Origin of the sequence: Amycolatopsis sp. NPDC051061 (assembly GCF_040682935.1) — a bacterium.
In the GTDB taxonomy this organism is placed as follows: domain Bacteria; phylum Actinomycetota; class Actinomycetes; order Mycobacteriales; family Pseudonocardiaceae; genus Amycolatopsis.
The window spans coordinates 57,711-80,557 of record NZ_JBFBBZ010000042.1 but is presented as its reverse complement, the minus strand read 5'-3'; the positions used below and the strand labels follow the sequence as shown (position 1 = coordinate 80,557).

Genomic DNA, 22,847 nt, shown 5'->3' with positions numbered 1-22,847 from the left:
GGTGCGTTGAACGCACCGAAGGGCCCCTTGGGTGCGTTCAACGCAACCAGGGCCACATTGGGGCGCTTCGGCTCAGGCTTCGAGTGCCCAGCGGACGTACCGCGTCTTGGGCACGAAGCCGGCCTTCCCGAAGACCCCGGACGCCCCGGACGGGCTCGCCGAGTCGACGTTCAGGCTCGCCCGGTCGTAGCCATGGTCGGCCGCGGCCCGCAACGCGTGCGCCAGCAGCGCTCCGGCGACGCCCTGCCTCCGATGCTCCGGCAGCGTCCCGACGACCATGAAGTGCGCGTCGCGGACCCCCGTGGCCTCGGTGTCGGCGTCCCACGACATGGTCACCAGGAGCCCCGCCGGAGCCCCGGTCGCGTCCCGGAGCAGGAAGCTGACCTCGGGCCGGAACGTCTGGTTGACGATCTTGTTCCGCCACAGGTCCGTCGGCATCGGCACCGCGCCCCAGCAGTCCTCGAACGCCGCGTTCCGGACCCGCCGGAAGTCTTCGTCGGTGCGCGGCGACCACGGCTCGATCCGTGGCTCGTCCACCGGCGCCAGGTCCCCGAGCGGGTGCTCCATGCGCTGGAAGTACCGCACCGGCGTGAAGCCCTGCGACCGCATCAGCTCGGCCAGGCCGGCGATGTGCCCGGGCCGGTGGACGTCGACCACGAGCTTCGCGTCCGGGTGGTGGCGGGCGTGCAGCACCTTCGCCGCCGCCACCCCGGCTTCGACGAGCCGGGTGCCGACACCCCGGCGCCGGTGGGCCGGGTGGACTCCGCCGTCCAGGAAGACCCGGTGGACCTCGTCGGCGGACGGCTTGAAGCGGATCTTCACATAGCCGATCATGTCGTCGCCGTCGAAGGCCGCGAGGCTGCCGCGCTCCAGGTCCGCGTAGGGGTCGACCAGCTCCGTGAGGGTGTCCTCCTCGGTGTAGTTTTCGCCGATCCGGTCCACGGTTTCCATGGCGTTGAGGAGGTCGGCCGACGCCTTGGCGTCGTCGCGGGTGAGCGGCCGCCACGTCGGGGGAGAAGATCGTCCGGGCATGCGGACGACGCTAATGCCGGGGGCAGGGGCTGTCGTGTCGTTTACCGGCGGTCAGGCGGGCGCGCCGCGATCACGGGGGCCTTCTAGACTCGTCCCCGATGTTCCAGCCATGTGAAACCTTCCTGCTCCCGCCGGGGGTCGGCCGATGAAGCTCGTCTTCGCCGGCACCCCCGAGCCGGCCGTCCCCGCGCTGCGCGCCCTGCTCGATTCCGGCCGCCACGAGGTCGTCGCCGTCGTCACCCGGCCCGACGCCCAGGCCGGCCGCGGCCGCCGGGTCGTCCGGTCGCCGATCGGCGCCCTCGCCGACGAGCACGGCATCGAGGTCCTGACGCCCGCGCGCGCCGGTGACCCGGCCTTCCTCGCCCGGCTGACCGAGCTGGCGCCGGACGCCTGCCCGGTCGTCGCCTACGGTGCGTTGCTGCCGCAGGCCGCCCTCGACATCCCGCGCCTCGGCTGGGTGAACCTGCACTTCTCGCTGCTGCCCGCGTGGCGTGGTGCGGCGCCGGTGCAGGCGGCCATCCGCGCCGGCGACGAGATCACCGGCGCGTCCACCTTCCGGATCGTCAAGGAGCTGGACGCGGGCCCGGTCTTCGGGGTCGTCACGGAGGCGATCGGCGCGACCGACACGGCGGGCGGCCTGCTCGGGCGCCTGTCGGAGTCCGGTGCCAAGCTGCTGCTGTCCACCATGGACGGTCTGGCCGACGGCAGCCTGGTCGCGCGCGACCAGCCCGCCGAGGGCCTCAGTTACGCGCCGAAGGTGACGGTCGAGGACGCGAGGGTGTCCTTCGCCGACCCGGCCTCGGCGGTCGACCGGCAGATCCGGTCGGTCACCCCGGACCCGGGCGCGTGGGCGGAGTTCCGCGGCGAGCGGTTCAAGCTCGGCCCGGTGACGGTGGTCGACGAACCCGGTCCGCCGCCGGGGGAGATCGTGGTCGAACGCAAGCGGGTGCTGGTCGGGACGGCGACGAAGCGGTTGCGGCTCGGCGAGGTCCAGGCACCCGGCAAGAAACGGATGGCGGCCACCGACTGGGCGCGAGGTACGAGGATCGACCAGGGAGAGCGCCTCCGGTGAACGACCACAGGGAACGACGTCCGTCACGGCCGGAGCGGGGCCGCCCGGCCCCGCGCAAGGAAGGCCCGCGCCGCCCGCCGGAGGTGGACCCGGCCCGCCAGGCCGCGTTCGACGTCCTGCGCGCCGTGCGGGAAAAGGACGCCTACGCCAACCTCGTCCTGCCGGACCTGCTGCGCGAGCGGCGGATCAGCGGCCGGGACGCGGCGCTGGCCACGGAGCTGACGTACGGCACGTCGCGGGCCCAGGGCCTGCTCGACGCCGTCATCGAGGCCAACGCCGAGCGGCCGCTGGCCAAGACCGATCCGGTTGTGCTGGACGCGCTGCGCCTCGGCGTCTACCAGTTGCTGCGCACGCGCATTCCGGAGCACGCCGCCGTTACGTCCACTGTGGACCTCGTGCGGGCCGAAGCGGGTTCGTGGGCCACGGGTTTCGCGAACGCCATCATGCGCAAGGTGTCCGAAAAGGACGAAGCGGCCTGGCTCGACGAGGTCGCGCCGGACGAAGGCGCCGACCCGATCGGGGCCTTCGCGCTGCGCACCGCGCACCCGCGCTGGATCGCCCGCTCGTTCGCCGAAGCGCTGGGGGACAAGGGCGCGGGCCTCAAGGCCGCGCTCGAAGCCGACGACGCGCGGCCCGAGGTGCACCTGGTCGCCCGCCCGGGCGAGATCAGCGCCGACGAGCTCGCCGCGATCACCGGCGGCGACGTCGCGCCGTACTCGCCCTACGGCGTCCGGCTGCCCGCGGGTGCCGGTGACCCGGCCGACGCGGAGCCGATCCGCGAGCGGCTGGCCGCGGTGCAGGACGAGGGCAGCCAGCTGTGCGCGATCGCCGCGACGAAGGTGCCGGTCGAGGGCACCGACGAGCGCTGGCTCGACCTCTGCGCCGGTCCCGGCGGCAAGGCCGTGCTGCTCGGCGCGCTCGCGGCGTTGAGCGGGGCGAGGGTGGACGCCGTCGAGAAGGCGCCGCACCGGGCCAAGCTGGTGGAGAAGGCCACGACCGGGCTGCCGGTGAAGGTGTACGTGGCCGACGGCCGCGAAAGCGAGCTGGAGCCGGGGTACGACCGGATCCTGGTCGACGCGCCGTGCAGCGGGCTCGGCGCGCTGCGGCGGCGGCCGGAGGCGCGCTGGCGGCGTCAGCCGTCGGACGTCGCGGACCTGACGAAGCTGCAGGGCGAGCTGATCAACGCGGCCTATGCGCTGCTGCGGCCCGGCGGCGCGCTCACCTACGTCGTCTGCTCGCCGCACCTGGCCGAGACCGAAGGTGTGCTGGGTGAGACGGCGCGGCGGCTGAAGGCCGAGGTCGTGGACTCGCGGGAGTTCTTCCCCGGCGTGCCGGAGCTGGGCGACGGGCCGTACGTGCAGCTCTGGCCGCACCGCCACGGCACGGACGCGATGTTCTGCGCGGTGCTGCGCAAACCGTGAGAGATCTCGGGCTGATCGCCGGCTCGTGCGGCGGGCTGGACGTCCGGTTCGCCGCCGAGCTGGTGAAACCCGCCGCCGAGCGCGGCTGGCGCCCGGCGATCACCCTGACGCCGACGGCGATGCGCTGGCTGGAGTCGACGGGCGCCCTCGCCGACGTCGCGGCCGCGACCGACCTGCCGGTGCGCAGCTTGTCCCGGCTGCCGGGGGAGCCGCGGCCGCACCCCGATCCGGCGGTGTTCCTCTTCGCGCCGGCGTCGGCCAACTCGGTCGCGAAGCTGGCGCTGGGCATCGCCGACAACCAGGCGCTGACCGTGCTCGGCGACGTCCTCGGCGCGCCGGGGACCACGATCGTGGTGGCGTACCAGATCCAGGACACCCGGGTGCACCACCCGGCGTGGCAGCGCCACCTCGCCACCCTCGCGGGCGCCGGGGTGACGCTGCACCGGCTCGATGTGGGCCGGCCGTGGACCGAGGCCCTGGACCTGCTTCCCTGAGCGGCTCGGTTGTGGGCCCGCCGGGGCGCCCCCCGTTTTCCACGTTACCGGTGGGCACCGACAGTTCTGGCTTGCGGCCGGCCTACCTCCGGGCCAGCGCGACCTCGAACGCCGTTTCGGTGGCCTCCCGCACCGCGTCGGGCAGCGGGTCCTCGTTGGTCGACACGGTGGCGCCGCGGCCGCCGTCGACGGCACCGGCCAGCGTGGCGAACCCGAAGATGTCGCCGCCGTGGCCCCAGTAGCGCGTGCCGTCCGGCAGTGTGCGGTGGAACAGGCCGAGGCCGTAGTCCGTGCCGGTTTCGCCCGGCACCGGGACCGTGCGCTGCATCTGCGCGAGCTGCGCGGGACGCAGCAGGCGGCCACCGAGCAGTGCGGTGTAGAACGTGTCGAGGTCTCGCCCGGTCGACACGAGCGCGCCCGCGGCACCGGCGATCGACGGGTCGAACTCGGTGAAGTCGAGCAGCTTCTCCTCGCCCGGCACGTACCCGCGCGCGTGCGGCGCGGGCAGCAGTTCCTCGCCGCGTCCCGGCAGGGAGGTGCCGCGCAGGCCGAGCGGCCGGGCGATCCGGTGGGTGATCTCGGTGGCGACGCTGTGCCGCGTGACCTTCTCGACGAGCATCCCGGCGACGATGTAGTTGGTGTTCGAGTAGGACCAGGAGCTGCCGGGTACGAACAACGGCGGATGGTTCACCGCCAGGGCGACGAGTTCGCCGGGTTCGGCCCCGCGGTGGCGCAGCGACTCGAGGTCGCCCGTCGCCAGCAGGTCGTCGGTGTAGCTGTAGAGCCCGCTGGTGTGCTGCAGCAGGTGCCGCACGGTGATCTCGCGGCCGTCGTTGCCGTTCCCGGTGATCAGCCCGGGCAGGTAGCGCTCGATCGGCGCGTCCAGGTCGAGCTTCCCCTCGGCGACGAGCTGGAGCACCACGGTCGCGACGAACGTCTTCGTGATGCTCCCCGCGCGGAACTTCGCGTCCCGCGGGTACGGCGTCCCGGTGGTCACGTCGCCGGTTCCGCTGCGCGTCTCGGTGACGCGCCCGTGGTCGGCGACGACGGCTTCGGCGCCGGGCGCGCCGCCCTGGACGGTGACCCGGTCGAGCGCCCGCTGCAGCGGGTTCGTGGTGATGGCGAGCGCGGGTGCCGCCGTGGTCGCCGCGAGGAGCGCGACGAGTGTGCCGCAGGCGACGATCCGCTTGCCTGCTAAGGATTTCCGCATGAAAGAACCTCCTGGGGTCTTGATGTTCCCTGGACCTACCGCTCCGAGCACGCCGCCGCGTCGGTGGCGGCCAGCAGGTGCCCGCTCGTGTCGGCCGGCGTCGGGTTCTCGTTCAGCACCACCGTCACGCGGCGGCCGCCCGGGCCGACCCCCGCGAGGTTCGTGAAGCCGAGGATTCCGCCTTCGTGGCCCCAGAACTCGCCGCACGACAGCGGAATGCTGCCCAGGCCCAAGCCGTATCCGGCACCCGGGATGCCGAGGTCGGCCGGGACCGTGCGCTTCATCTCGGCCAGCTCGGCCGGACGCAGCAGCCGTCCGCCGAGCAAGGCGCCGTAGAACCGGTCGAGGTCCGCCGGGGTCGAAACGAGCCCGCCCGCCGCTCCCGCGATCGTCGCGTCGTAGTCGCTGAAGTCGACCAGGTTCCCGCCGATCGGCACGTAGCCGACGGCGTGCGGGTCCGGCAGCTTCTCGTCGCCGCGGCGCGGGAGGTACGTGTCGCGCAGGCCCAGCGGCCGGGTGATCCGGCGGGTGATCTCGTCGCCCAGCGCGTGCCCGGTGACGCGTTCGGCGAGCATCCCGGCGACGATGTAGTTGGTGTTCGAGTACGACCAGCTCGTGCCGGGCGGGAACAACGCGGGGTGCTTCAGCGCCATCGCCACCAGCTCGGCCGGGTCCGCGCCGCGGTGGCGCAGCGCTTCCGGATCGCTCAGGTCCAGGTCGTCGATGTAGTTGTAGAGCCCGCTCGTGTGCTGCAGCAGCTGCCGCACGGTGATCCGGCGGTCCGGGAGCAGGCCGGGCAGGTAGCGCTCGACCGGCGCGTCCAGCTTCACCCGGCCTTCGGCGACGAGCTGCAGCACGACGGTGGCGACGAACGACTTCGTGACGCTGCCCGCGCGGAAGGAGCCGTTGCGCGGGAACGGTTTCCCGGTGGTGACGTCCCCGGTGCCGCTGCGCGTCACCCGCGTCCGGGAGCCGTCCTGGACGACGGCTTCGGCACCCGGGACGCCGTCCTGGGCGGTCAGGGTGTCGAGCGCGCCCTGGAGCGGGCTCGTCGCGGCGAGGGCGGGTGCCGCCGTGGTCGCCGCGAGGAGCGCGACGAGCGTGCCGACGGCGACGATCCGCTTGCCGCGCAATGACTTCCGCATGAAAGAACCCCCTGGTGTCTCGGTGTTCCCACGTTAGGGAGCCGAGTCACCGGGGGGCATGGGGCAGGCCGCCGCATCGCCGCGGGGGCCAGCCCCACCATCCCGGTCGCGAATGCCGTGAAGGCCACCTTGAGGAACTTCAAGTTCCTCAAGGTGGCCTTCACGGACTTGGGGCGGGAAACTCAGCGCAGGCGAAGAGCGCGCTTCAGGGTGCCGAACAGGTCGGTCTGGTTGGTCAGGCCGACGATGTTGGCCGCCTGCGGGCCCATGGCCGCGATGCGGACCTGGGTGCCCGTGTGCGACTGCGAGCCGCCCGTCTCCGCCGTGCCGTACGCGAGGGTCATGTTCGAGCCCTCGTTGGTGATCAGCGTGGCGGTCAGGCCCGGGGTCGCGGTGGGCTCGACGATCTGGGAGCTGTGGCCGTGGTCGGCGGTCACCAGCACCAGCGTGTCGGGGTGGCTGCGGGCGAACGCCGTGCCCGCCGCGATGGCCGCGTCGAAGTCGATCGTCTCGCCGATCTGGCCGCACGGGTCGGCGGCGTGGTCCTGCTTGTCGATGCTCGCGCCCTCGACCTGCAGGAAGAAGCCCTTGTCCGAGTGGCGGTCGTCGAGCAGCTCGAGCGCCTTGCGGGTCTGGTCGGCCAGCTTCGGCTGGGTCTTCGGCAGAACCGGGTTCGGGGTGCAGCGCGACGGCGGGGTGCCGCCGTGGACCGCGGCCGGACCGATCCAGTTCACCGGCATGTTGTTCTTGGCGAACAGGCCGAGGACCGGCTTGCCCTTCTTGGCCGCCGCCAGGTCCGCCGCGGTGTTCACGACGTTGTAGCCGGCCGCCTTGGCCTGGTCGAGGACGGTCTTGCCCTTGAACTTGCCGGCGGTGACCGTCTGGTCGAAGTACGTCGCGCCGCCGCCCAGCAGGACGTCGGGGCGGGTCTGGACGAGCTGCTCGGAGATCGAGCCGGCGCCGCCCTTCTCCTTGGCGTTGACCGCGCACTTGGCGGTCGTCTCGACCGGGCCCTTGCAGTCGCGGCTGACGACGTGCGAGCCGAGCACGGCCGGGGTCGCGTCCTGGACCTCGGCGGTGGTGACGTCGCCGGTGCGCAGGCCGCCGCGCTTGGCCAGCTCGAGGATCGTCGGCACGGGGTTGCCGTACGCGTCGACCGAGATGGCGCCGTTGTAGGTCTTGACGCCGGTGGCCCAGCCGGTGCCGGACGCGGCCGAGTCGGTCACGTAGTTCGGCTTGCCGGGGTTGTTCTGCTCGACCGCGTAGGTGGTGTAGTCGCCGGTCAGCGGCAGCTCGTCCATCGCGAGCCGGCCGGCGGCGCCGCGCTCGTAGTTGCGCGCGGACGTGATCTCCGACTGGCCCATGCCGTCACCCAGGAACAGGATGACGTTGCGGGCGGGGCCGCCCTGGATCGCGGAGCGGACGTCGTTGGTGCGGTCACCGGTGCCGGCCGACGAGCGCGCGTTGTCGCTGTCGGCACTGTCGGAGCCGTTGGCGGCGATAGCGACCGGGGCGGCGGCGACCAGCGCGGCGCCGAGCGCGCCCGCGACCAGCCACCGGCGGCGGCCGGTGAGCAGCGAAGCCATGTTTCTCCTCATTGGGGACTTCGGGAGGTAAGAGCCCGGATTCCGGACACGGGCTATTAGTCCTGGTGCATGTGTGGCGTGCACGGACGAGAGGTGAGCGGCGGGTGGCGGCTGCCCGAACACCTGGCTTCACGGAGGTGACCGGGAGCACGTCGGTTATTGACCGGCGAGGTGCCCCGGCCGGACGATGCCCGATTCGTACGCTATGACCACCGCCTGGCTGCGGTTGGCCGCGCCGAGCTTGCCGAAGATGTTGCCCACGTGGGTCTTCACCGTCTCCAGGCTGATCACGAGCGCGGCCGCGATGTCGGAGTTGGACAGTCCGGTGGCGACCAGCCGCAGCACCTCGGCCTCGCGACGGGTGAGCGTCTTCGCCGCCCGCGCGTACCGCCCGCTCGGCACGCGGCCGCCCACCAGCCGCCGGATCGCTTCGGGGAACAGCAGCGACTCGCCGGCGGCGACGGTCCGGACGGCGTGCGCGATCTCCTCCTTGCGCGCCCGCTTGAGCAGGAACCCGCTCGCCCCGGCCAGCAGCGCCTCGTGCACGTAGTCGTCGTTGTCGAACGTCGTGACGACGAGGACCTTCGGCGGCTCGGCCAGCTCGGACTTCGGTTCGGGGGTCCGGGTGGCGGAGCCCCCGGCCCGGGGCGAAGCCCCGGTTGTCGCGGCGAGCAGCTGCCGGGTGGCCTCGATGCCGTCCATACCGGGCATCCGGACGTCCATCAGCACGACGTCCGGCCGGGTGCGTCGCACCGCGGCCAGCACTTCGGCGCCGTCGGCCGCCTCGCCGACGACGGTGATGCCCTGCTGCTCCAGCAGTGCCCGCAGGCCGGTGCGGACCAGCGGCTCGTCGTCGGCCAGGAGCGCCGTGGGCGTCACGCGCCCGTCCGCAGCGGGATGGTCGCGCTCAGCCGCCACCGCTCGCCGTCCGGACCCGCGTCGAGCTCGCCGCGCAGGGCCTCGACGCGCTCGGCGAGCCCGGCCAGCCCGCGCCGTCCGGGCCGCGGCCCCACGCCGGGCAGGGCGTTGACGACGGCGATCGCCAGGCGCTCCGGTCCGGCCTCGACGCGGACGTCGACCCCGCCCGGTCCGGCGTGGCGCAGCGCGTTGGTCAGGCCCTCCTGGACGATCCGGTAGCCCTCGCGCGACACCGCGGCGGGCAGCGCGGCGACCGGCCCGGTGACGCTCAGCCGGACGTCGAGCCCGGCGTCGCGGGCCCGCACGGCGAGGACGTCCACCTCGGTCAGCGTGCGCGCCGGCTCCTTGGCCGCGGGTTCTTCGCGCAGCAGGCCGAGGACGTGGTCGAGGTCCTCGAGGGCGCTTCGAGACGCTTCTTCGATCGTGCCCAGTGCGCGCCGCGCCTGGGCGGGGTCGGCCTCGACCAGGTCGGCCGCGGCCGCCGCCTGGATGGTCGACGTCGTCAGCGTGTGCCCGATCGAGTCGTGCAGCTCGCGGGCCAGCCGGTTGCGCTGGGCGAGCACGGCGGCGCGGCGTTCGGCGAGCGCCGCGCGTTCGGTCGCGGACGGCCCGAGCAGCGCCGTCGCCCCCGCCCGGAAGCCGCGGGTGGCCGCGACCGCCACCAGCAGCGCGGCCAGGAGCATGACCAAGGCGACCGGGACCGTCCACGGCCCGGGAGCGGCCGTCGCGCCGAAGAACGAGAACTCCCCCTGGTCACCGCCGAGCCACATCGCCGGGATGAGGACGCCGAGCAGCAGCGTCCCCTCGATCGCGAGCAGCAGGCCGCCCAGCCCGGTGTGCAGCACCAGCCACGCGGCCGAGCGCAGCCGGTCCGGCCAGGCGGTCCGGGCCCGCCCCGGCGCGGGCAGGTCGGTGCCGAGCAGGGCGTTGGCCACGGCCACCCCGAAGCGCCGCGTGGGCCCCGCCAGCCCGGCGAGCCCCACCACGAGCGCGAGGGCGCTCAGCGCGAGCACGAAGTGCAGCTGGGGAGGCCCCGGGACGAGCGCCACGAGGAGCGCGAAGGGGAACGCGGGCAGCGTCAGCGCCGCTCCGAGCAAGGCATAGGGCACGCTGAGGTAGGCAGCGGGGCGCAGCAGGGAACGCGGGAAACCGGACATGACGTCGAGACTAGGGACGGCCCGGTGCCGGTGCTTCCCCCTGCGGAGCCAGATCCTGGTCGTACGCCAGATCCGTCACAACCGGTTAGCAACCGTTAGCGCGGGCCTCCTACACTCGGGACGTGGCAGACCGACCCCTGATCGCCCCCAGCATCCTGTCCGCGGACTTCGCCCGGCTCGGCGAGGAGATCGCCGCCGTGGCCGGCGGTGGGGAGACCCGCGCCGACTGGGTCCACGTCGACGTCATGGACGCGCACTTCGTGCCCAACCTGACCCTCGGCCTGCCCGTGGTGAAGGCCCTGCTCGCGAGCACCGACGTGCCGATCGACTGCCACCTCATGATCGACGACCCGGACCGCTGGGCCATCGGGTACGCCGAGGCCGGCGCCTACAACGTCACCGTGCACGCCGAAGCCGCGAAGGACCCGATCGGGCTGGCCAAGAACCTGCGCGCCGCGGGCGCGAAGGCCGGCCTGTCGCTGAAGCCGGGTACCGCGCTCGAGCCGTGGCTCGACGCGCTCAAGCACTACGACACGCTGCTGATCATGTCGGTCGAGCCGGGCTTCGGCGGGCAGTCGTTCATCGCCGACGTGCTGGAGAAGGTGCGCACCGCGCGGCGGCTGATCGACACCGGGCACCTGAAGCTGGTCGTCGAGATCGACGGCGGGATCAACGCCGAGACCATCGAGCAGGCCGCCGAGGCGGGTGTCGACTGCTTCGTCGCCGGGTCCGCCGTCTACGGCGCGGGCGACCCGGGCAAGGCGGTCGCCGCGCTGCGCGAGCAGGCGGCCCGCGGCCGGGCCGGCTGACCCCGCAGCGGCACCGGAGAAGCCTCCGGGTCGCGGCGGGTGTTGGATGGAAGGACCGGCTCACAAGGAGGCAGCGGACGTGTTCACCGGCATAGTCGAGGAGATCGGCGAGGTCACCGCGGTCGAACAGCTGACCAACGCGGCACGGCTGCGCGTACGCGGCCCGCTGGTCACCAGCGACGCCGGCCACGGTGACTCGATCGCGGTCAGCGGGGTGTGCCTCACGGTCGTCGACGTGGCCGACGGCGAGTTCACCGTCGACGTCGTGAACGAGACGCTGCAGCGCTCGAGCCTGGCCAAGGTCGCGACCGGCGACCGGGTCAACCTGGAACGCGCCACCCCGGCCGGCGGCCGGCTCGGCGGGCACATCATGCAGGGCCACGTGGACGGGACCGGCGTGTTCCTCGGCCGCGACGAGAACGGCGTCACGACGTTCGCGCTGCCGGAGCACCTGTCCCGGTACGTGGTGGAGAAGGGCTCGATCGCGGTCGACGGGATCTCGCTGACCGTCGCCGCGGTCACCGGCGACCGGTTCCAGGTCGCGCTGATCCCGACCACCCTCGAAGTGACCACCCTCGGCGGCCGGGAGGCCGGCGACCTGGTGAACCTCGAGGTCGACGTGGTCGCGAAGTACGTGGAGAAGCTGGCCGAGGCACACATCCGCGACCAGGTGCAGAATCGGGACAGCGGCACGGAGGAGCGGTCATGAGTGAGTCGAGTGCGGCAGAGCCCGAGGCGGGCTGGACCCCGTGCGGCACCGGGGCGGTGTTCGACGCCGACGCCATCGAGCGGGCGATCTCGGACATCGCGGCGGGCCGTGCGGTCGTCGTGGTCGACGACGAGGACCGCGAGAACGAAGGCGACCTCATCTTCGCGGCGGAGAAGGCGACGCCGGAGCTGCTGGCGTTCATGGTCCGCTACACCTCGGGCTACGTCTGCGTGGCGCTGACCGAGGCCGAGGCCGACCGGCTGGACCTGCCGCCGATGTACCACACGAACCAGGACGCGCGGGGCACCGCGTACAGCGTCACGGTCGACGCCGCCGAGGGCATCAGCACCGGCATCTCCGCCGCCGACCGCGCGCACACGATCCGGCTGCTGGCCGACCCGGCGTCGACGGCGAAGGACTTCCGCCGTCCCGGGCACGTCGTGCCGCTGCGGGCCAAGGGCGGCGGCGTGCTGCGGCGCCCCGGGCACACCGAGGCGTCGGTCGACCTGGCCCGGATGGCCGGGCTCGCGCCCGCCGGCGTGCTGTGCGAGATCGTGTCGCAGAAGGACGAAGGCGACATGGCGCGCCGCGACGAGCTCGAGGTGTTCGCGGCCGACCACGACCTGGCGATCATCACCATCGCCGACCTCATCGCCTACCGCCGCCGCACCGAGAAGCAGGTCGAGCGCGTCGCCGAGGCGCGCATCCCGCTCGCCGCGGGCACGTTCCGCGCGGTCGGCTACGACTCGCTGCTGGACGGCATCGAGCACGTCGCGTTCGTCTACGGCGAGATCGGCGACGGCCAGGACATCCTGGTGCGCGTCCACTCCGAGTGCCTGACCGGCGACGTCTTCGGCTCGCTGCGCTGCGACTGCGGCCCGCAGCTGGAAGCGGCCCTGGAAGCGGTGGCCGCCGAAGGCCGCGGCGTCGTGCTCTACATCCGCGGCCATGAAGGCCGCGGCATCGGCCTGCTGCACAAGCTGCAGGCCTACCAGCTGCAGGACGACGGCGCGGACACGGTGGACGCGAACCTCGCGCTGGGTGTCCCGGCCGACGCCCGCGACTACGGCACCGGCGCGCAGATCCTCTGCGACCTCGGCGTCCGCACCATGCGGCTGCTCTCGAACAACCCGGCCAAGCGGATCGGCCTGGAGGGCTACGGCCTGCGCGTCACCGGGCGGGTGCCGCTGCCGATCTCGCCGAACCCGGAGAACCTGCGCTACCTGCGGACCAAGCGCGACCGGATGGGGCACGACCTGGCCCAGCTGGAGCACTACGACCAGGTCGGCGCGGGCACCGAGCACCCCGACGGAGGAGCACTGTGAGCGGCGAAGGCCGTCCCGAGGTCTCGCTGGACCTGTCCGACTGCAAGTCCCTGAAGCTCGGCATCGTGGCGACGCGGTGGAACGCGGACATCACCGACGTCCTGCTGGAACGCTCGCTCGCCGCGGCTCGCGAAGCCGAGCTGGAGGAGGAGCCGACGGTGGTCCACGTCGCGGGCGCGATCGAGCTCCCGGTGGTGGTGCAGGCGCTGGCCCGCAACCACGACGCGGTGGTGGCGCTGGGCGTGGTCATCCGCGGCGGCACCCCGCACTTCGAGTACGTGTGCGACGCGGTGACGGCGGGCCTGACCCGGGTGGCACTGGACGAGAGCACCCCGGTCGGCAACGGCGTCCTGACGTGCGACACGCACGAGCAGGCCGTCGACCGGTCGGGCCGCCCGGGCTCGAAGGAGGACAAGGGCTACGAGGCGACGGTGGCGGCCCTGGACTCCGCGCACGTGCTGCGGAGCCTGCGCCAGCCGTGGACCGAGCGGGGTTTCGTGTGAGCGTGCAGACTCTCCTGGTGGTCCGCCCCCGGCGCGCGCTGATCATGTGCGGCGTGCTGGCGGTGGCGCTGCTGGCGGTGTTCGTGGTGGTGGCGGTGCTGCTGCGCAACGGCAACACCGGCGTCCACTTCCAGCGTTCCGACCAGGCGGCGATGATCGGCATCGGGATCCTGCTGGCGTGCGGCGTGATGCTGTTCGCGATCGCCCGGGTGCGGGCGGACGCCGAGGGCATCGAGGTCCGGAACGTGCTGGTGACCCGGCGGTTCGCGTGGAGCGACGTGCTTTCGGTGAGTTTTCCCGATGGTGCTTCGTGGGCGCGGCTGGAGTTGCCGGACGACGAGTACCACGCGGTGATGGCGGTGCAGGCCGTGGATCGCGGCCGGGCGGTGGAAGCGGTGCGGGCACTGCGGAAACTGCACCGCGCCGCCACCGGCGGCTGAGCCCGGCTGGTCAGAGGTTCAGGTCCACCACGATCGGTGCGTGGTCCGACGGGCCCTTCCCCTTGCGCGCGTTGCGGTCCACATAGGAATCCGTCACCGCACCGGTGAAAGCCTCGTTGCCGTACACCAGGTCGATCCGCATCCCCTTGTTGTTCGGGAAGTTCCCCGCCCGGTAGTCCCAGTAGGTAAAGGGATGGTCGTACTTCAACGGCCGCGGGAACACGTCCGACAGCCCGAGGTCCCGCAGCCGGGCCAGCGCGTCCCGCTCCGGCTTGGTCACGTGCGTCGACTCCGCGAACACCGCGATGTCCCAGACGTCCGCATCCGTCGGGGCCACGTTGAAGTCCCCGAGCACCGCGAACGGCCCATCCGCGGAAAGCTCCGAAGCCACCAACGACCGCAAGGAGTCCAGCCACTCCAGCTTGTACGCGTAGTGCGGGTTGTCCGGCTCACGCCCGTTCGGCACGTACACCGACCACACCCGCACGCCCCCACAGGTCGCCCCGATCGCGCGCGCCTCGGCGGCGCCGTCGAACTGCGGCTCACCCGGCAGCCCGCGTACCACGTCGGACAGCCCCACGCGCGACACGATCCCGACGCCGTTCCAGCGCCCCAGCCCGTACGCGGCGACCTCGTAACCGAGCGCCTCGACCTCGGCGGCCGGGAACTTCTCCGTCGCGTTCTTCAGCTCCTGCAGGCACAGCACGTCCGGCGCCGTCTGCTCCAGGAACTCCAGCACGCGCGGCAGGCGGGGGATGATGGAGTTCACGTTCCAGGTGGCGATCCGCATGCCCGCGAGCATCCCACACCCCACCGACAACAAACGCCGAAGCTCCGACGTCCGCGGTCGTCCCGGCGGGCCGCCTGAGCCGTCCTGGTCGAGGCAGTGCACCGCGGTCAGCACCCAGGAGACGGCCGGCGCGGTCGTGCCGCCGACGATGTTGGGCCGGCCGCCGGCGGAAGCGACGGCGCCACCCGCGAGGGTCAGCGCGACACCGGCCGGTCGGAAAGTAACCACCGCGTCACCCCGGGCGACACCTACCGAAGTCGGAACCGGGCGAAGACCCGACTTCCTGCGGACCGGACAGCGGGGGGCCGCCGAGAACTGTCGGTGCCACTGCATAGGCTGGGGTGGTGGCTGACCCGACCACCTACCGACCCGCTCCGGGAAGCATCCCGGAGGCCCCTGGCGTGTACAAGTTCCGCGACGCGACCAAGCGGGTCATCTACGTCGGCAAGGCGAAAAGCCTGCGCAGCAGGCTGAACTCCTACTTCGCCGACCTCTCCGGCCTGCACCCGCGCACCCGGCAGATGGTCACCACGGCCGCGAGCGTCGAGTGGACCGTCGTCAGCACCGAGGTCGAGGCGCTCCAGCTCGAGTACAACTGGATCAAGGAGTTCGACCCGCGGTTCAACGTCCGCTACCGCGACGACAAGAGCTACCCGGTGCTCGCGGTGACGCTGAACGAGGAGTTCCCGCGCCTGCACGTCTACCGCGGCCCGCGCAAGAAGGGTGTCCGGTACTTCGGGCCGTACGCGCACGCGTGGGCCATCCGCGAGACGCTCGACCTGCTGCTGCGCGTGTTCCCGGCGCGCACCTGCTCGGCGGGGGTGTTCCGGCGCCACGGCCAGATCGGGCGGCCCTGCCTGCTCGGCTACATCGACAAGTGCTCGGCACCCTGCGTCGGCCGCGTGTCGGCCGACGAGCACCGCGACATCGTCGAGGACTTCTGCGACTTCCTCGCCGGCAAGACCGACGTCATGATCAAGCGCCTCGAAACCGAGATGGCCGCCGCCTCCGAAGAGCTCGAGTTCGAGCGCGCCGCCCGGCTGCGCGACGACCTCGGCGCGCTCCGGCGGGCCATGGAGAAGCAGGCCGTGGTGCTCGGCGACGGCACGGACGCCGACGTCGTGGCGTTCGCCCACGACGACCTCGAAGCCGCGGTCCAGGTCTTCCACGTGCGCGGCGGCCGGGTCCGCGGCCAGCGCGGCTGGGTGATCGACAAGGCCGAGGAGATGGACGTCCCGGCGCTGGTCGACCACTTCCTCACCCAGTTCTACGGCGACGAGGCCGACCTGGACGCCCGTGACGACGTCGACGCGGGGCCGGTGGTCCCGCGCGAGGTGCTGGTGCCGGAGCTGCCCGCGGACGCCGACGCGGTCGCGGAGTGGCTCACCGGGCTGCGCGGGTCGAGGGTCCAGGTGCGGGTCCCGCAGCGCGGCGACAAGAAGGCCCTCGCCGAGACCGTCCAGCGCAACGCGGGGGAGGCGTTCACCCAGCACAAGCTGCGCCGCGCGGGTGACCTGACGGCGCGCTCGGCGGCCCTGACCGAGCTGCAGGAGTTCCTGGCGCTGGACACCGCGCCGCTGCGCATCGAGTGCATCGACATCAGCCACATCCAGGGAAGCGACGTCGTGGCGTCGCTCGTCGTCTTCGAGGACGGGCTGGCGCGCAAGTCCGAGTACCGGCGCTTCGCGCTGCGCGAGGCGGCCGAAGAGGGCGATGTCGCGTCGATCGCCGAGGTCGTGCGCCGGCGGTTCTACCGCTACTTGAAGGAAACCGCGGAAGAGACGGACTCGTCGAAGCCCGGCCTGGACCCGGAGACCGGCCGGCCGAAGAAGTTCGCCTACCCGCCGAACCTGCTGGTCGTCGACGGCGCGGGCCCGCAGGCCACCGCGGCCGCCGACGTGCTGGCCGAGCTCGGCATCACCGACATCTCCGTGGTGGGGCTGGCGAAGCGGCTCGAAGAAGTGTGGCTGCCCGCCGACCCCGACCCCGTGATCCTGCCGCGGACGTCCGAGGGGCTGTACCTGCTGCAGCGGCTGCGCGACGAGGCCCACCGGTTCGCCATCGCCTACCACCGCGAGAAGCGCTCCAAGCGGCTGATCACGTCCGAATTGGACAGTGTGCCCGGGCTGGGGCAGGCTCGCCGCACCGCCTTGATCAAGCACTTCGGCTCGGTGAAGAAGCTCAAGCAGGCCAGGATCGAAGAGATCGAGGCGGTGCCCGGCTTCGGCAGGCGCACCGCGGAGGCCGTGGTCGCCGCGCTGGCCGGGGAGTCCGGTGCGGGTCCGAAAGCAGGGGAGTAGGGAAACACAGTGAGTGCGCAAGAGGAGATCCGCGGGTCCGGCATGGAGGTCGCGGTCGTGTCCGGGCTGTCCGGGGCGGGCCGCAGCACCGCGGCCAAGTGCCTGGAGGACCTGGGCTGGTTCGTCGTCGACAACCTGCCCCCGGAGCTGATCGCCACCATGGTCGAGCTGGGCGCGCAGGCGCGCGGCGCGATCACGAAGGTGGCCGTCGTCATGGACGTGCGCTCGCGCGCGTTCACCGACGACCTCGCGTCGGTCATCAAGGACCTGGACGCCCGGGGCTACAAGCCGCGCGTGCTGTTCCTGGAGGCGACCGACGCCGTGCTGGTGCGGCGGTTCGAGGCCGTCCGCCGCGGCCACCCGATGCAGGGTGACGGCCGGCTCGCCGACGGCATCACCGCGGAGCGGACGCTGCTGGAGCCGCTGCGCGAAGAGGCCGACCTGGTGCTCGACACGTCGTCGCTTTCGGTGCACGACCTGCGGGCCAAGATCGAAGACGCGTTCGGCTCCGAGGCGAGCACGCAGACGCGGGTCACCGTGCTCTCGTTCGGCTACAAGTACGGCCTGCCGATGGACGCCGACCTGGTGATGGACGTCCGGTTCCTGCCGAACCCGTTCTGGATCCCGGAGCTGCGCGAACACACGGGCCTCGACGGCGAGGTCCGCAACTACGTCCTGTCGCAGGAGGGCGCCGAGGAGTTCCTCGACCGCTACCACCAGCTGCTGCGGCTGATCGGCGCCGGGTACAAGCGCGAGGGCAAGCGGTACCTGACGCTGGCCGTCGGCTGCACCGGCGGCAAGCACCGCAGCGTGGCGCTGTCGGTCGAGCTCGCCCAGCGTCTGTCCAAAGAGGACGGAATGGCCGTGAAGGTGGTGCACCGCGACCTTGGTCGTGAATAACGTGCGCGCGGTCGCCCTCGGGGGCGGCCACGGACTGCACGCCACGTTGTCCGCGGTGCGGCGGGTGACCCCCGACGTCACCGCGATCGTCACCGTGGCCGACGACGGCGGGTCGTCCGGCCGGCTGCGGCGCGAGCTCGGGCTGCTGCCGCCGGGCGATCTCCGGCAGGCCTTCGCCGCCTTCGCGGCGGAGGACGGCGGCACGCTCTGGGCCGAGGTGTTCCAGCACCGCTTCGGCGGCGACGGCGCGCTGGCCGGGCACGCGGTGGGCAACCTGCTGCTGGCCGGGCTGTTCGAGGTGCTCGGCGATCCGGTCGCCGCGCTCGACGAGGCCTGCCGCCTGATGGGCGTCTCGGGCCGCGTGCTGCCGATGTCGCCGGAGCCCCTGGAGATCGTGGGCCAGGTCAGCGGGCTCGACAGCGAAGACCCGGACGCGCTTCGCACCATCCGCGGGCAGGTCGCGGTGGCCTCGACTCCGGGTCAGGTGCAGCGCGTCAGCCTGCGGGCGCCGGGCGGCTCGGGGCGCCCGCCGCTCGCGTGCGAGGAAGCGGTGGAGGCGGTGCTGAACGCCGACGTCGTGTTCCTCGGTCCGGGCTCGTGGTTCACGAGCGTCTTACCCCACCTGCTGGTGCCGGGCCTGCACGACGCGCTCGTGAAAACCACCGCGACGAAGGTGCTCGTGCTCAACCTTGTCCCCCAGCCGGGGGAAACCGCGGGGTTCTCGCCGGAGCGGCACCTGGACGTACTCTTCGAGCACGCGCCCGATCTGCGGGTCGACGCGGTGATCGCGGACCGCGATTCCGTGCCCGACCCGGCGAATCTCCGGCGCGCGGCGGAACGGCTCGGCGGGCACGCGCACCTGGGGGCGGTGGGCGACCCGGAAGTGGCGGGACGGCATGATCCTGATGCGCTCGCGCGATGCATGCGGGAGGCTCTCGGTCTCGGCAGGGGCGGGGAGCACGGGGGAGGAGCGAAAGGCAGGGAGGGGCAGTAATGGCGATGACCGCCGCGGTGAAGGACGAGCTGAGCCGGCTGGAGATCACGAAGGTCGGGCCGCGCCGGGCGGAGGTCGCGTCGCTGCTTCGCTTCGCCGGCGGGCTGCACATCGTGGCCGGCCGGGTGGTCGTGGAGGCGGAGCTGGACACGGGCTCGGTCGCGCGACGGCTGCGCAAGGAGATCCACGAGCTGTACGGCCACCATTCGGACGTCCACGTCATCACCGCCAGCGGCGGGCTGCGCAAGGGCACCCGGTACGTCGTGCGCGTGGTCAAGGACGGTGAGGGCCTGGCCCGGCAGACCGGGCTGATCGACCAGCGCGGCCGCCCGGTGCGCGGGCTGCCCGCGGCCGTGGTGTCCGGGGGAGTGGCCGACGCGGAAGCGGCGTGGCGGGGCGCGTTCCTCGCCCACGGTTCCCTGACGGAACCGGGCCGCTCGTCGTCGCTCGAGGTGACCTGCCCGGGCCCGGAGGCGGCGCTGGCGTTGGTGGGTGCGGCGCGCCGGATGGGCATCCAGGCGAAGTCCCGCGAGGTCCGCGGCGCCGACCGCGTGGTGGTCCGCGACGGCGACGCGATCGGCGCGCTGCTGACCCGCCTGGGCGCGCACACGAGTGTGCTGCAGTGGGAGGAACGCCGCATGCGCCGCGAGGTCCGCGCGACGGCGAACCGCCTGGCCAACTTCGACGACGCGAACCTGCGCCGCTCGGCCCGCGCGGCGGTGGCGGCGGCGGCCCGGGTGGAGCGCGCGCTGGAGATCCTCGGCGACACGGCCCCGGACCATCTCCTGGCGGCGGGCAAGCTGCGGTTGTCGAACCGGCAGGCGTCCCTGGAGGAGCTGGGCCAGCTGTCGGACCCGCAGATGACGAAGGACGCCGTGGCCGGGCGCATCCGCCGCCTGCTGGCGATGGCGGACAAGCGCGCCAAGGACCTGAACATCCCGGACACCGAGTCCGCGGTCACGCCGGAGATGCTCGAGGAAGAAGACGCCTGAGTCGTCGCTCGATCACATCGGCATCGCGCGTTCGTACTCGGCGACCAGCGCGCCGACGAACTCCGCGAACGTCGCGCCGTCGATCGGGTGGTCGTCGGGATCGCCCGGGGTCACGCCGATCCCGGAGGGCCGTCCGGCCAGCGGGACCAGCGCCTCCGCGAGGCGTGTGAACAGTGTCCCGGGACCGTTGGACGGGTTCCGGACGCCGGTCCCGCCGATGCTGAAGTAGTGGCTCATCGGCGGTGAGCCTAAGGTGCCCGGCCCGTGCCGGTCAGCCGATTTGCGCCCCGCCGCGTTAACGGGACCCGCCACTTCGTAACACTCCGGTAGCACCGCGGCGCGATCGCCGAAACGCGGGACCTCGAACCTCGGAAGCGACCGAGGGAAGGGGAAACCCATGCGCAACGCACGCCTGCAGGTGACGCCGGAGGTCGGCACCTGGCTCGACCGGCGCAGCAGCAAGGCCGGCGACCGGACCACCGCGGAGCTCGTCGCGGCCAAACGCGGCACCACCGTCTCCGTGGTCATCCCGGCCCGGAACGAGGAAGCCACCGTCGGGGCGATCGTCACCGCCATCCGCGACGAACTCCAGGGTGTGCTCGTCGACGAAATCCTCGTCGTCGACAGCCACTCCACCGACGCCACCGCGGAAGTCGCCGCCGCGGCCGGGGCGGACGTCGTCGCGCAGGGCGCCGTTTTCCCCGCCCTCGGCGAACACCAGGGGAAGGGTGAAGCGCTGTGGAAGGGCGTCGCCGCGACGTCCGGCGATCTCGTCGTCTTCGTCGACGGCGACCTCCACGACTTCACCACGGACTACGTCACCGGGCTGCTCGGCCCGCTGCTGACCGACCCGTCCATCGCCTACGTCAAGGGCTTCTACCACCGCCCGCTGGGTGCCGAGGCGGACGGCGGCGGCCGCGTCACCGAGCTCGTCGCCCGGCCGCTGCTCAACATGTTCTGGCCGGAGCTGGCCGGGTTCGTGCAGCCTCTCGCCGGCGAGTACGCGGGGCGCCGCGAGGTGCTCGAGAGCATCCCGTTCGTCGTCAACTACGGCGTCGAGATCGGGCACCTCATCGACCTGCTGGAGCTGCGCGGCCTCGACGCGCTCGCGCAGGTCGACCTCGGCCACCGCGTGCACCGCCACCAGAGCACGCAGGCGCTGGGCCGGATGTCCGGGCAGATCATGCAGACGCTGTTCGATCGCCTGGAGCGCTACGACCGCCTGGTCACGGCGGTGCCGCCCGCGACGATCCTCGCCCAGTTCCAGCGAGGCACCTCGACCGGCGGCGTCGAGCGCGAACTCGTCCTGACCGACCTGACGTCGCCGCAGCGCCCGCCGCTGGACAGCCTGCCGGCGCACGCGCTGCGGGAAACGGCGTAGGTCAGGCGGGCACGCGCGCGGGCTGCCACCCGGGCGGGCCGAGCAGGTAGCCCGCGCGCTCGCGCCACGTCCGGGCCGCGCGGAGGTCGCGCAGGATCGAGCCGTACTCGTGGAAGCCGACCTTGAGCAGGTTGTACGTCTCGATGTTCTTCGTCAGCCCGTACGTCGGTCGCCGGCCTTCCGGCACGAAACTGCCGAACAGCCGGTCCCAGATGATCAGGATGCCGCCGTAGTTCGCGTCCAGGTACTCGGCGTCGCTGCCGTGGTGGACGCGGTGGTGCGACGGGGTGTTGAAGACGTATTCGAACCAGCGCGGCAGCTTTTCGATCTTCTCGGTGTGCACGAAGAACTGGTAGACGAGGTCGATCGAGAGGCCGGTCAGGATCATCCACGGCGGGATCCCGCACAGCGCGAGCACCGACCAGAACGGCAGCTGGAAGTAGGGCGTCCACTTCTGGCGCAGCGCGGTCGAGAAGTTGTAGTGCTCGCTGGAGTGGTGCACCTGGTGCCCGGCCCACAGCAGCCGCACGCGGTGGCTGGCGCGGTGGTAGGCGTAGAAGACCAGTTCCTGGCCGAGCAGCATGAGCACCCACGTCCACCAGTCGCGCGGGTCGAACTTGACCGGCGCGAGCTCGAACAGCGCGGCGAAGACGAACAGCATCGCCAGCCGGAACAGCGCGTTGACCCCGACCGCGACGGTGCCCATCAGCATGCTCGTGCGGGTGTCGGCCGGGCGGTAACCGATGACGTTGTCGTCGTGCCCGAGCACGTGCACCGCGACGACTTCGATCGCCACGAACAGCAGGAACACCGGGGTCGCGAACAGCACGGGGTCGCGCAGGTGCGCCAGGAACTCGGCCACGTCGCCTCCTTATCTGACCTGACGGTAACTTACCCTGGGGTCACTTTACGCACGGTAGGCTCTCCGGCGTGACGGAGTCAAGGGCGGTCGGGACCAAGGGCATGCCCCGCGAAGAGCGGGAGGCCCAGCTCGTCGTGGCCGGCACCGAGGAGTTCGGCCGCGCGGGCTACGCGGGCGCGTCGATGGTCGAGATCGCGCGCCGGGTCGGGGTCACGAAGCCGTTGCTGTACCAGTACTTCGGCTCGAAGGACGGGCTCTACCTGGCCTGCCTGCACCGCGCGGGCGACCGGCTGACCGAGGGCGTCGCGACGACCATGGCCGAGGGCGGCGAGCCCGAGCGAATGCCGCTGAAGGTCCTCTCGGCGATCTTCACGACGTTCGACTACGACCGCTACGCGTGGCGCCTCCTGCGCGACGAGACGGTCCCGGCGACGGGCGACATCGCGGCCGCGGCGGCGGACTACCGGCGCCGCTTGGACGCGTTCGCCCTGCTGGGCGCGACGCAGCTGATGACGTCACGGGGGCTGGCCGACCCGGTCGACATCGAGGCGATCGCGCAGGTGTGGACGGGGGTCGTGGACTCCCTGATCAGCTGGTGGATCGATCGCCCGGACGAGGACGCGGTGGCGATGACGGCGCGGTGCTCGCGGATCATGGAGGGCCTGTTCGGCTGGTGACCCGGGGGTGGGCAGGCCGGCCATGCCGGTAGCGACCCTCGATCGGGTGCGGTGAACCGTGTTCGGGATACGGAGAGTGTTGTTTACCGTCCGCTTGCCCGAACGGCGTAGCGAAACCGGTCTCGTTCGC

23 protein-coding genes are annotated in these 22,847 nt (G+C 72.4%); 14 read left to right on the top strand and 9 right to left on the bottom strand.

All coding sequences use genetic code 11. The annotated features are described in order from the left end of the window. Window positions 1–72: 72 nt before the first annotated feature. A complete protein-coding gene (locus tag AB0N03_RS39795) occupies window positions 73–1,032 on the bottom strand; it encodes a GNAT family N-acetyltransferase (RefSeq protein WP_364383570.1) in 960 nt (319 codons plus the stop codon). Window positions 1,033–1,177: 145 nt separating this feature from the next. Here AB0N03_RS39795 and fmt point away from each other — a divergent pair, with 145 nt between their 5' ends. Genes fmt through AB0N03_RS39780 form a run of 3 tightly spaced genes read left to right on the top strand, consistent with a single transcriptional unit; the run spans window position 1,178 to window position 4,019 of the window. Then, window positions 1,178–2,104, top strand: coding sequence for a methionyl-tRNA formyltransferase (gene fmt, locus AB0N03_RS39790; RefSeq protein ID WP_364383567.1), 927 nt, complete (start codon window positions 1,178–1,180; stop codon window positions 2,102–2,104). Beyond that, window positions 2,101–3,525 carry a transcription antitermination factor NusB gene (locus AB0N03_RS39785; protein ID WP_364383564.1) on the top strand — a complete coding sequence of 475 codons (1,425 nt, stop codon included), beginning with the start codon at window positions 2,101–2,103 and terminating at the stop codon, window positions 3,523–3,525. The genes fmt and AB0N03_RS39785 overlap by 4 nt, the downstream gene beginning before the upstream one ends. After that, entirely contained in the window at window positions 3,522–4,019 is a 498-nt protein-coding gene (locus tag AB0N03_RS39780; protein ID WP_364383561.1) for a flavoprotein, read from the top strand. Before AB0N03_RS39785 ends, AB0N03_RS39780 begins: the two co-directional genes overlap by 4 nt. An 82-nt stretch (window positions 4,020–4,101) precedes the next feature. Here the strand turns inward: AB0N03_RS39780 and AB0N03_RS39775 are convergent, their stop codons facing one another. The 5 genes from AB0N03_RS39775 to AB0N03_RS39755 all read right to left on the bottom strand — a co-directional run bounded on the left by AB0N03_RS39775 (window position 4,102) and on the right by AB0N03_RS39755 (window position 10,035). Then, the gene (locus AB0N03_RS39775; protein ID WP_364383558.1) at window positions 4,102–5,229 is read right to left on the bottom strand and encodes a serine hydrolase domain-containing protein; all 1,128 of its coding nucleotides are present in this window, start codon (window positions 5,227–5,229) and stop codon (window positions 4,102–4,104) included. A gap of 35 nt (window positions 5,230–5,264) precedes the next feature. After that, a complete protein-coding gene (locus AB0N03_RS39770) occupies window positions 5,265–6,374 on the bottom strand; it encodes a serine hydrolase domain-containing protein (protein ID WP_364383555.1) in 1,110 nt (369 codons plus the stop codon). A gap of 182 nt (window positions 6,375–6,556) precedes the next feature. After that, window positions 6,557–7,960: an alkaline phosphatase gene (gene phoA / locus AB0N03_RS39765; protein WP_364383552.1), complete on the bottom strand. Its 1,404-nt coding sequence runs from the start codon at window positions 7,958–7,960 to the stop codon at window positions 6,557–6,559. 156 nt (window positions 7,961–8,116) lie between these two features. Further along, on the bottom strand, window positions 8,117–8,839 hold the full coding sequence (locus tag AB0N03_RS39760; protein ID WP_364383549.1) for a response regulator transcription factor: 723 nt from the start codon (window positions 8,837–8,839) through the stop codon (window positions 8,117–8,119). Continuing rightward, window positions 8,836–10,035 carry a histidine kinase gene (locus AB0N03_RS39755; protein ID WP_364383546.1) on the bottom strand — a complete coding sequence of 400 codons (1,200 nt, stop codon included), beginning with the start codon at window positions 10,033–10,035 and terminating at the stop codon, window positions 8,836–8,838. Before AB0N03_RS39755 ends, AB0N03_RS39760 begins: the two co-directional genes overlap by 4 nt. Before the next feature lie 137 nt (window positions 10,036–10,172). On the opposite strand from AB0N03_RS39755, the gene rpe reads away from it, so the two are divergent. The 5 genes from rpe to AB0N03_RS39730 all read left to right on the top strand — a co-directional run bounded on the left by rpe (window position 10,173) and on the right by AB0N03_RS39730 (window position 13,821). Continuing rightward, on the top strand, window positions 10,173–10,844 hold the full coding sequence (gene rpe / locus AB0N03_RS39750) for a ribulose-phosphate 3-epimerase (protein ID WP_364383584.1): 672 nt from the start codon (window positions 10,173–10,175) through the stop codon (window positions 10,842–10,844). 79 nt (window positions 10,845–10,923) lie between these two features. Continuing rightward, window positions 10,924–11,553: a riboflavin synthase gene (locus AB0N03_RS39745; protein WP_364383543.1), complete on the top strand. Its 630-nt coding sequence runs from the start codon at window positions 10,924–10,926 to the stop codon at window positions 11,551–11,553. Then, the gene (locus AB0N03_RS39740) at window positions 11,550–12,878 is read left to right on the top strand and encodes a bifunctional 3,4-dihydroxy-2-butanone-4-phosphate synthase/GTP cyclohydrolase II (protein WP_364383540.1); all 1,329 of its coding nucleotides are present in this window, start codon (window positions 11,550–11,552) and stop codon (window positions 12,876–12,878) included. Before AB0N03_RS39745 ends, AB0N03_RS39740 begins: the two co-directional genes overlap by 4 nt. Beyond that, window positions 12,875–13,381 (top strand): 6,7-dimethyl-8-ribityllumazine synthase, encoded by a 507-nt coding sequence (ribH, locus tag AB0N03_RS39735; protein WP_364383537.1) that lies wholly within the window; start codon window positions 12,875–12,877, stop codon window positions 13,379–13,381. The genes AB0N03_RS39740 and ribH overlap by 4 nt, the downstream gene beginning before the upstream one ends. Next, a complete protein-coding gene (locus AB0N03_RS39730; RefSeq protein ID WP_364383534.1) occupies window positions 13,378–13,821 on the top strand; it encodes a PH domain-containing protein in 444 nt (147 codons plus the stop codon). Before ribH ends, AB0N03_RS39730 begins: the two co-directional genes overlap by 4 nt. Window positions 13,822–13,831: 10 nt before the next feature. On the opposite strand, the gene AB0N03_RS39725 is transcribed toward AB0N03_RS39730, so the two are convergent. Beyond that, on the bottom strand, window positions 13,832–14,611 hold the full coding sequence (locus tag AB0N03_RS39725; RefSeq protein WP_364383582.1) for an exodeoxyribonuclease III: 780 nt from the start codon (window positions 14,609–14,611) through the stop codon (window positions 13,832–13,834). Between the two features lie 344 nt (window positions 14,612–14,955). Here AB0N03_RS39725 and uvrC point away from each other — a divergent pair, with 344 nt between their 5' ends. Genes uvrC through whiA form a run of 4 tightly spaced genes read left to right on the top strand, consistent with a single transcriptional unit; the run spans window position 14,956 to window position 19,797 of the window. Then, window positions 14,956–16,911, top strand: coding sequence for an excinuclease ABC subunit UvrC (gene uvrC, locus AB0N03_RS39720; protein WP_364383531.1), 1,956 nt, complete (start codon window positions 14,956–14,958; stop codon window positions 16,909–16,911). A 42-nt stretch (window positions 16,912–16,953) separates the two neighbouring features. Further along, entirely contained in the window at window positions 16,954–17,811 is an 858-nt protein-coding gene (gene rapZ / locus AB0N03_RS39715; RefSeq protein WP_003101350.1) for an RNase adapter RapZ, read from the top strand. Between the two features lies 1 nt (window position 17,812). Continuing rightward, on the top strand, window positions 17,813–18,805 hold the full coding sequence (gene yvcK / locus AB0N03_RS39710) for a uridine diphosphate-N-acetylglucosamine-binding protein YvcK (protein WP_364383579.1): 993 nt from the start codon (window positions 17,813–17,815) through the stop codon (window positions 18,803–18,805). Continuing rightward, the gene (whiA, locus tag AB0N03_RS39705; RefSeq protein ID WP_285483065.1) at window positions 18,805–19,797 is read left to right on the top strand and encodes a DNA-binding protein WhiA; all 993 of its coding nucleotides are present in this window, start codon (window positions 18,805–18,807) and stop codon (window positions 19,795–19,797) included. The genes yvcK and whiA overlap by 1 nt, the downstream gene beginning before the upstream one ends. Window positions 19,798–19,809: 12 nt before the next feature. Here the strand turns inward: whiA and AB0N03_RS39700 are convergent, their stop codons facing one another. After that, a complete protein-coding gene (locus AB0N03_RS39700) occupies window positions 19,810–20,034 on the bottom strand; it encodes a DUF6086 family protein (RefSeq protein ID WP_364383528.1) in 225 nt (74 codons plus the stop codon). A gap of 160 nt (window positions 20,035–20,194) precedes the next feature. Between AB0N03_RS39700 and AB0N03_RS39695 the strand changes: the two genes are divergently transcribed. Further along, the gene (locus tag AB0N03_RS39695; protein WP_364383525.1) at window positions 20,195–21,178 is read left to right on the top strand and encodes a glucosyl-3-phosphoglycerate synthase; all 984 of its coding nucleotides are present in this window, start codon (window positions 20,195–20,197) and stop codon (window positions 21,176–21,178) included. Window position 21,179: 1 nt separating this feature from the next. Here the strand turns inward: AB0N03_RS39695 and AB0N03_RS39690 are convergent, their stop codons facing one another. Then, window positions 21,180–22,040, bottom strand: a complete 861-nt coding sequence (locus AB0N03_RS39690; protein ID WP_364383522.1) for a sterol desaturase family protein — start codon at window positions 22,038–22,040, stop codon at window positions 21,180–21,182. Window positions 22,041–22,108: 68 nt separating this feature from the next. Here AB0N03_RS39690 and AB0N03_RS39685 point away from each other — a divergent pair, with 68 nt between their 5' ends. Then, complete coding sequence (locus tag AB0N03_RS39685; protein ID WP_364383519.1) at window positions 22,109–22,717, top strand: TetR/AcrR family transcriptional regulator; 609 nt, start codon at window positions 22,109–22,111, stop codon at window positions 22,715–22,717. The last annotated feature ends 130 nt before the right edge of the window (window positions 22,718–22,847 follow it).

Coding starts and splice junctions, on each gene's coding strand:
- AB0N03_RS39740 (WP_364383540.1), top strand. CDS start 11,550: ATGAGTGAGTCGAGTGCGGCAGAGCCCGAGGCGGGCTGGACCCCGTGC.
- AB0N03_RS39725 (WP_364383582.1), bottom strand. CDS start 14,611: ATGCGGATCGCCACCTGGAACGTGAACTCCATCATCCCCCGCCTGCCG.
- fmt (WP_364383567.1), top strand. CDS start 1,178: ATGAAGCTCGTCTTCGCCGGCACCCCCGAGCCGGCCGTCCCCGCGCTG.
- AB0N03_RS39700 (WP_364383528.1), bottom strand. CDS start 20,034: ATGAGCCACTACTTCAGCATCGGCGGGACCGGCGTCCGGAACCCGTCC.
- AB0N03_RS39755 (WP_364383546.1), bottom strand. CDS start 10,035: ATGTCCGGTTTCCCGCGTTCCCTGCTGCGCCCCGCTGCCTACCTCAGC.
- AB0N03_RS39770 (WP_364383555.1), bottom strand. CDS start 6,374: ATGCGGAAGTCATTGCGCGGCAAGCGGATCGTCGCCGTCGGCACGCTC.
- AB0N03_RS39795 (WP_364383570.1), bottom strand. CDS start 1,032: ATGCCCGGACGATCTTCTCCCCCGACGTGGCGGCCGCTCACCCGCGAC.
- whiA (WP_285483065.1), top strand. CDS start 18,805: ATGGCGATGACCGCCGCGGTGAAGGACGAGCTGAGCCGGCTGGAGATC.
- AB0N03_RS39775 (WP_364383558.1), bottom strand. CDS start 5,229: ATGCGGAAATCCTTAGCAGGCAAGCGGATCGTCGCCTGCGGCACACTC.
- AB0N03_RS39695 (WP_364383525.1), top strand. CDS start 20,195: ATGCGCAACGCACGCCTGCAGGTGACGCCGGAGGTCGGCACCTGGCTC.
- phoA (WP_364383552.1), bottom strand. CDS start 7,960: ATGGCTTCGCTGCTCACCGGCCGCCGCCGGTGGCTGGTCGCGGGCGCG.
- rapZ (WP_003101350.1), top strand. CDS start 16,954: ATGGAGGTCGCGGTCGTGTCCGGGCTGTCCGGGGCGGGCCGCAGCACC.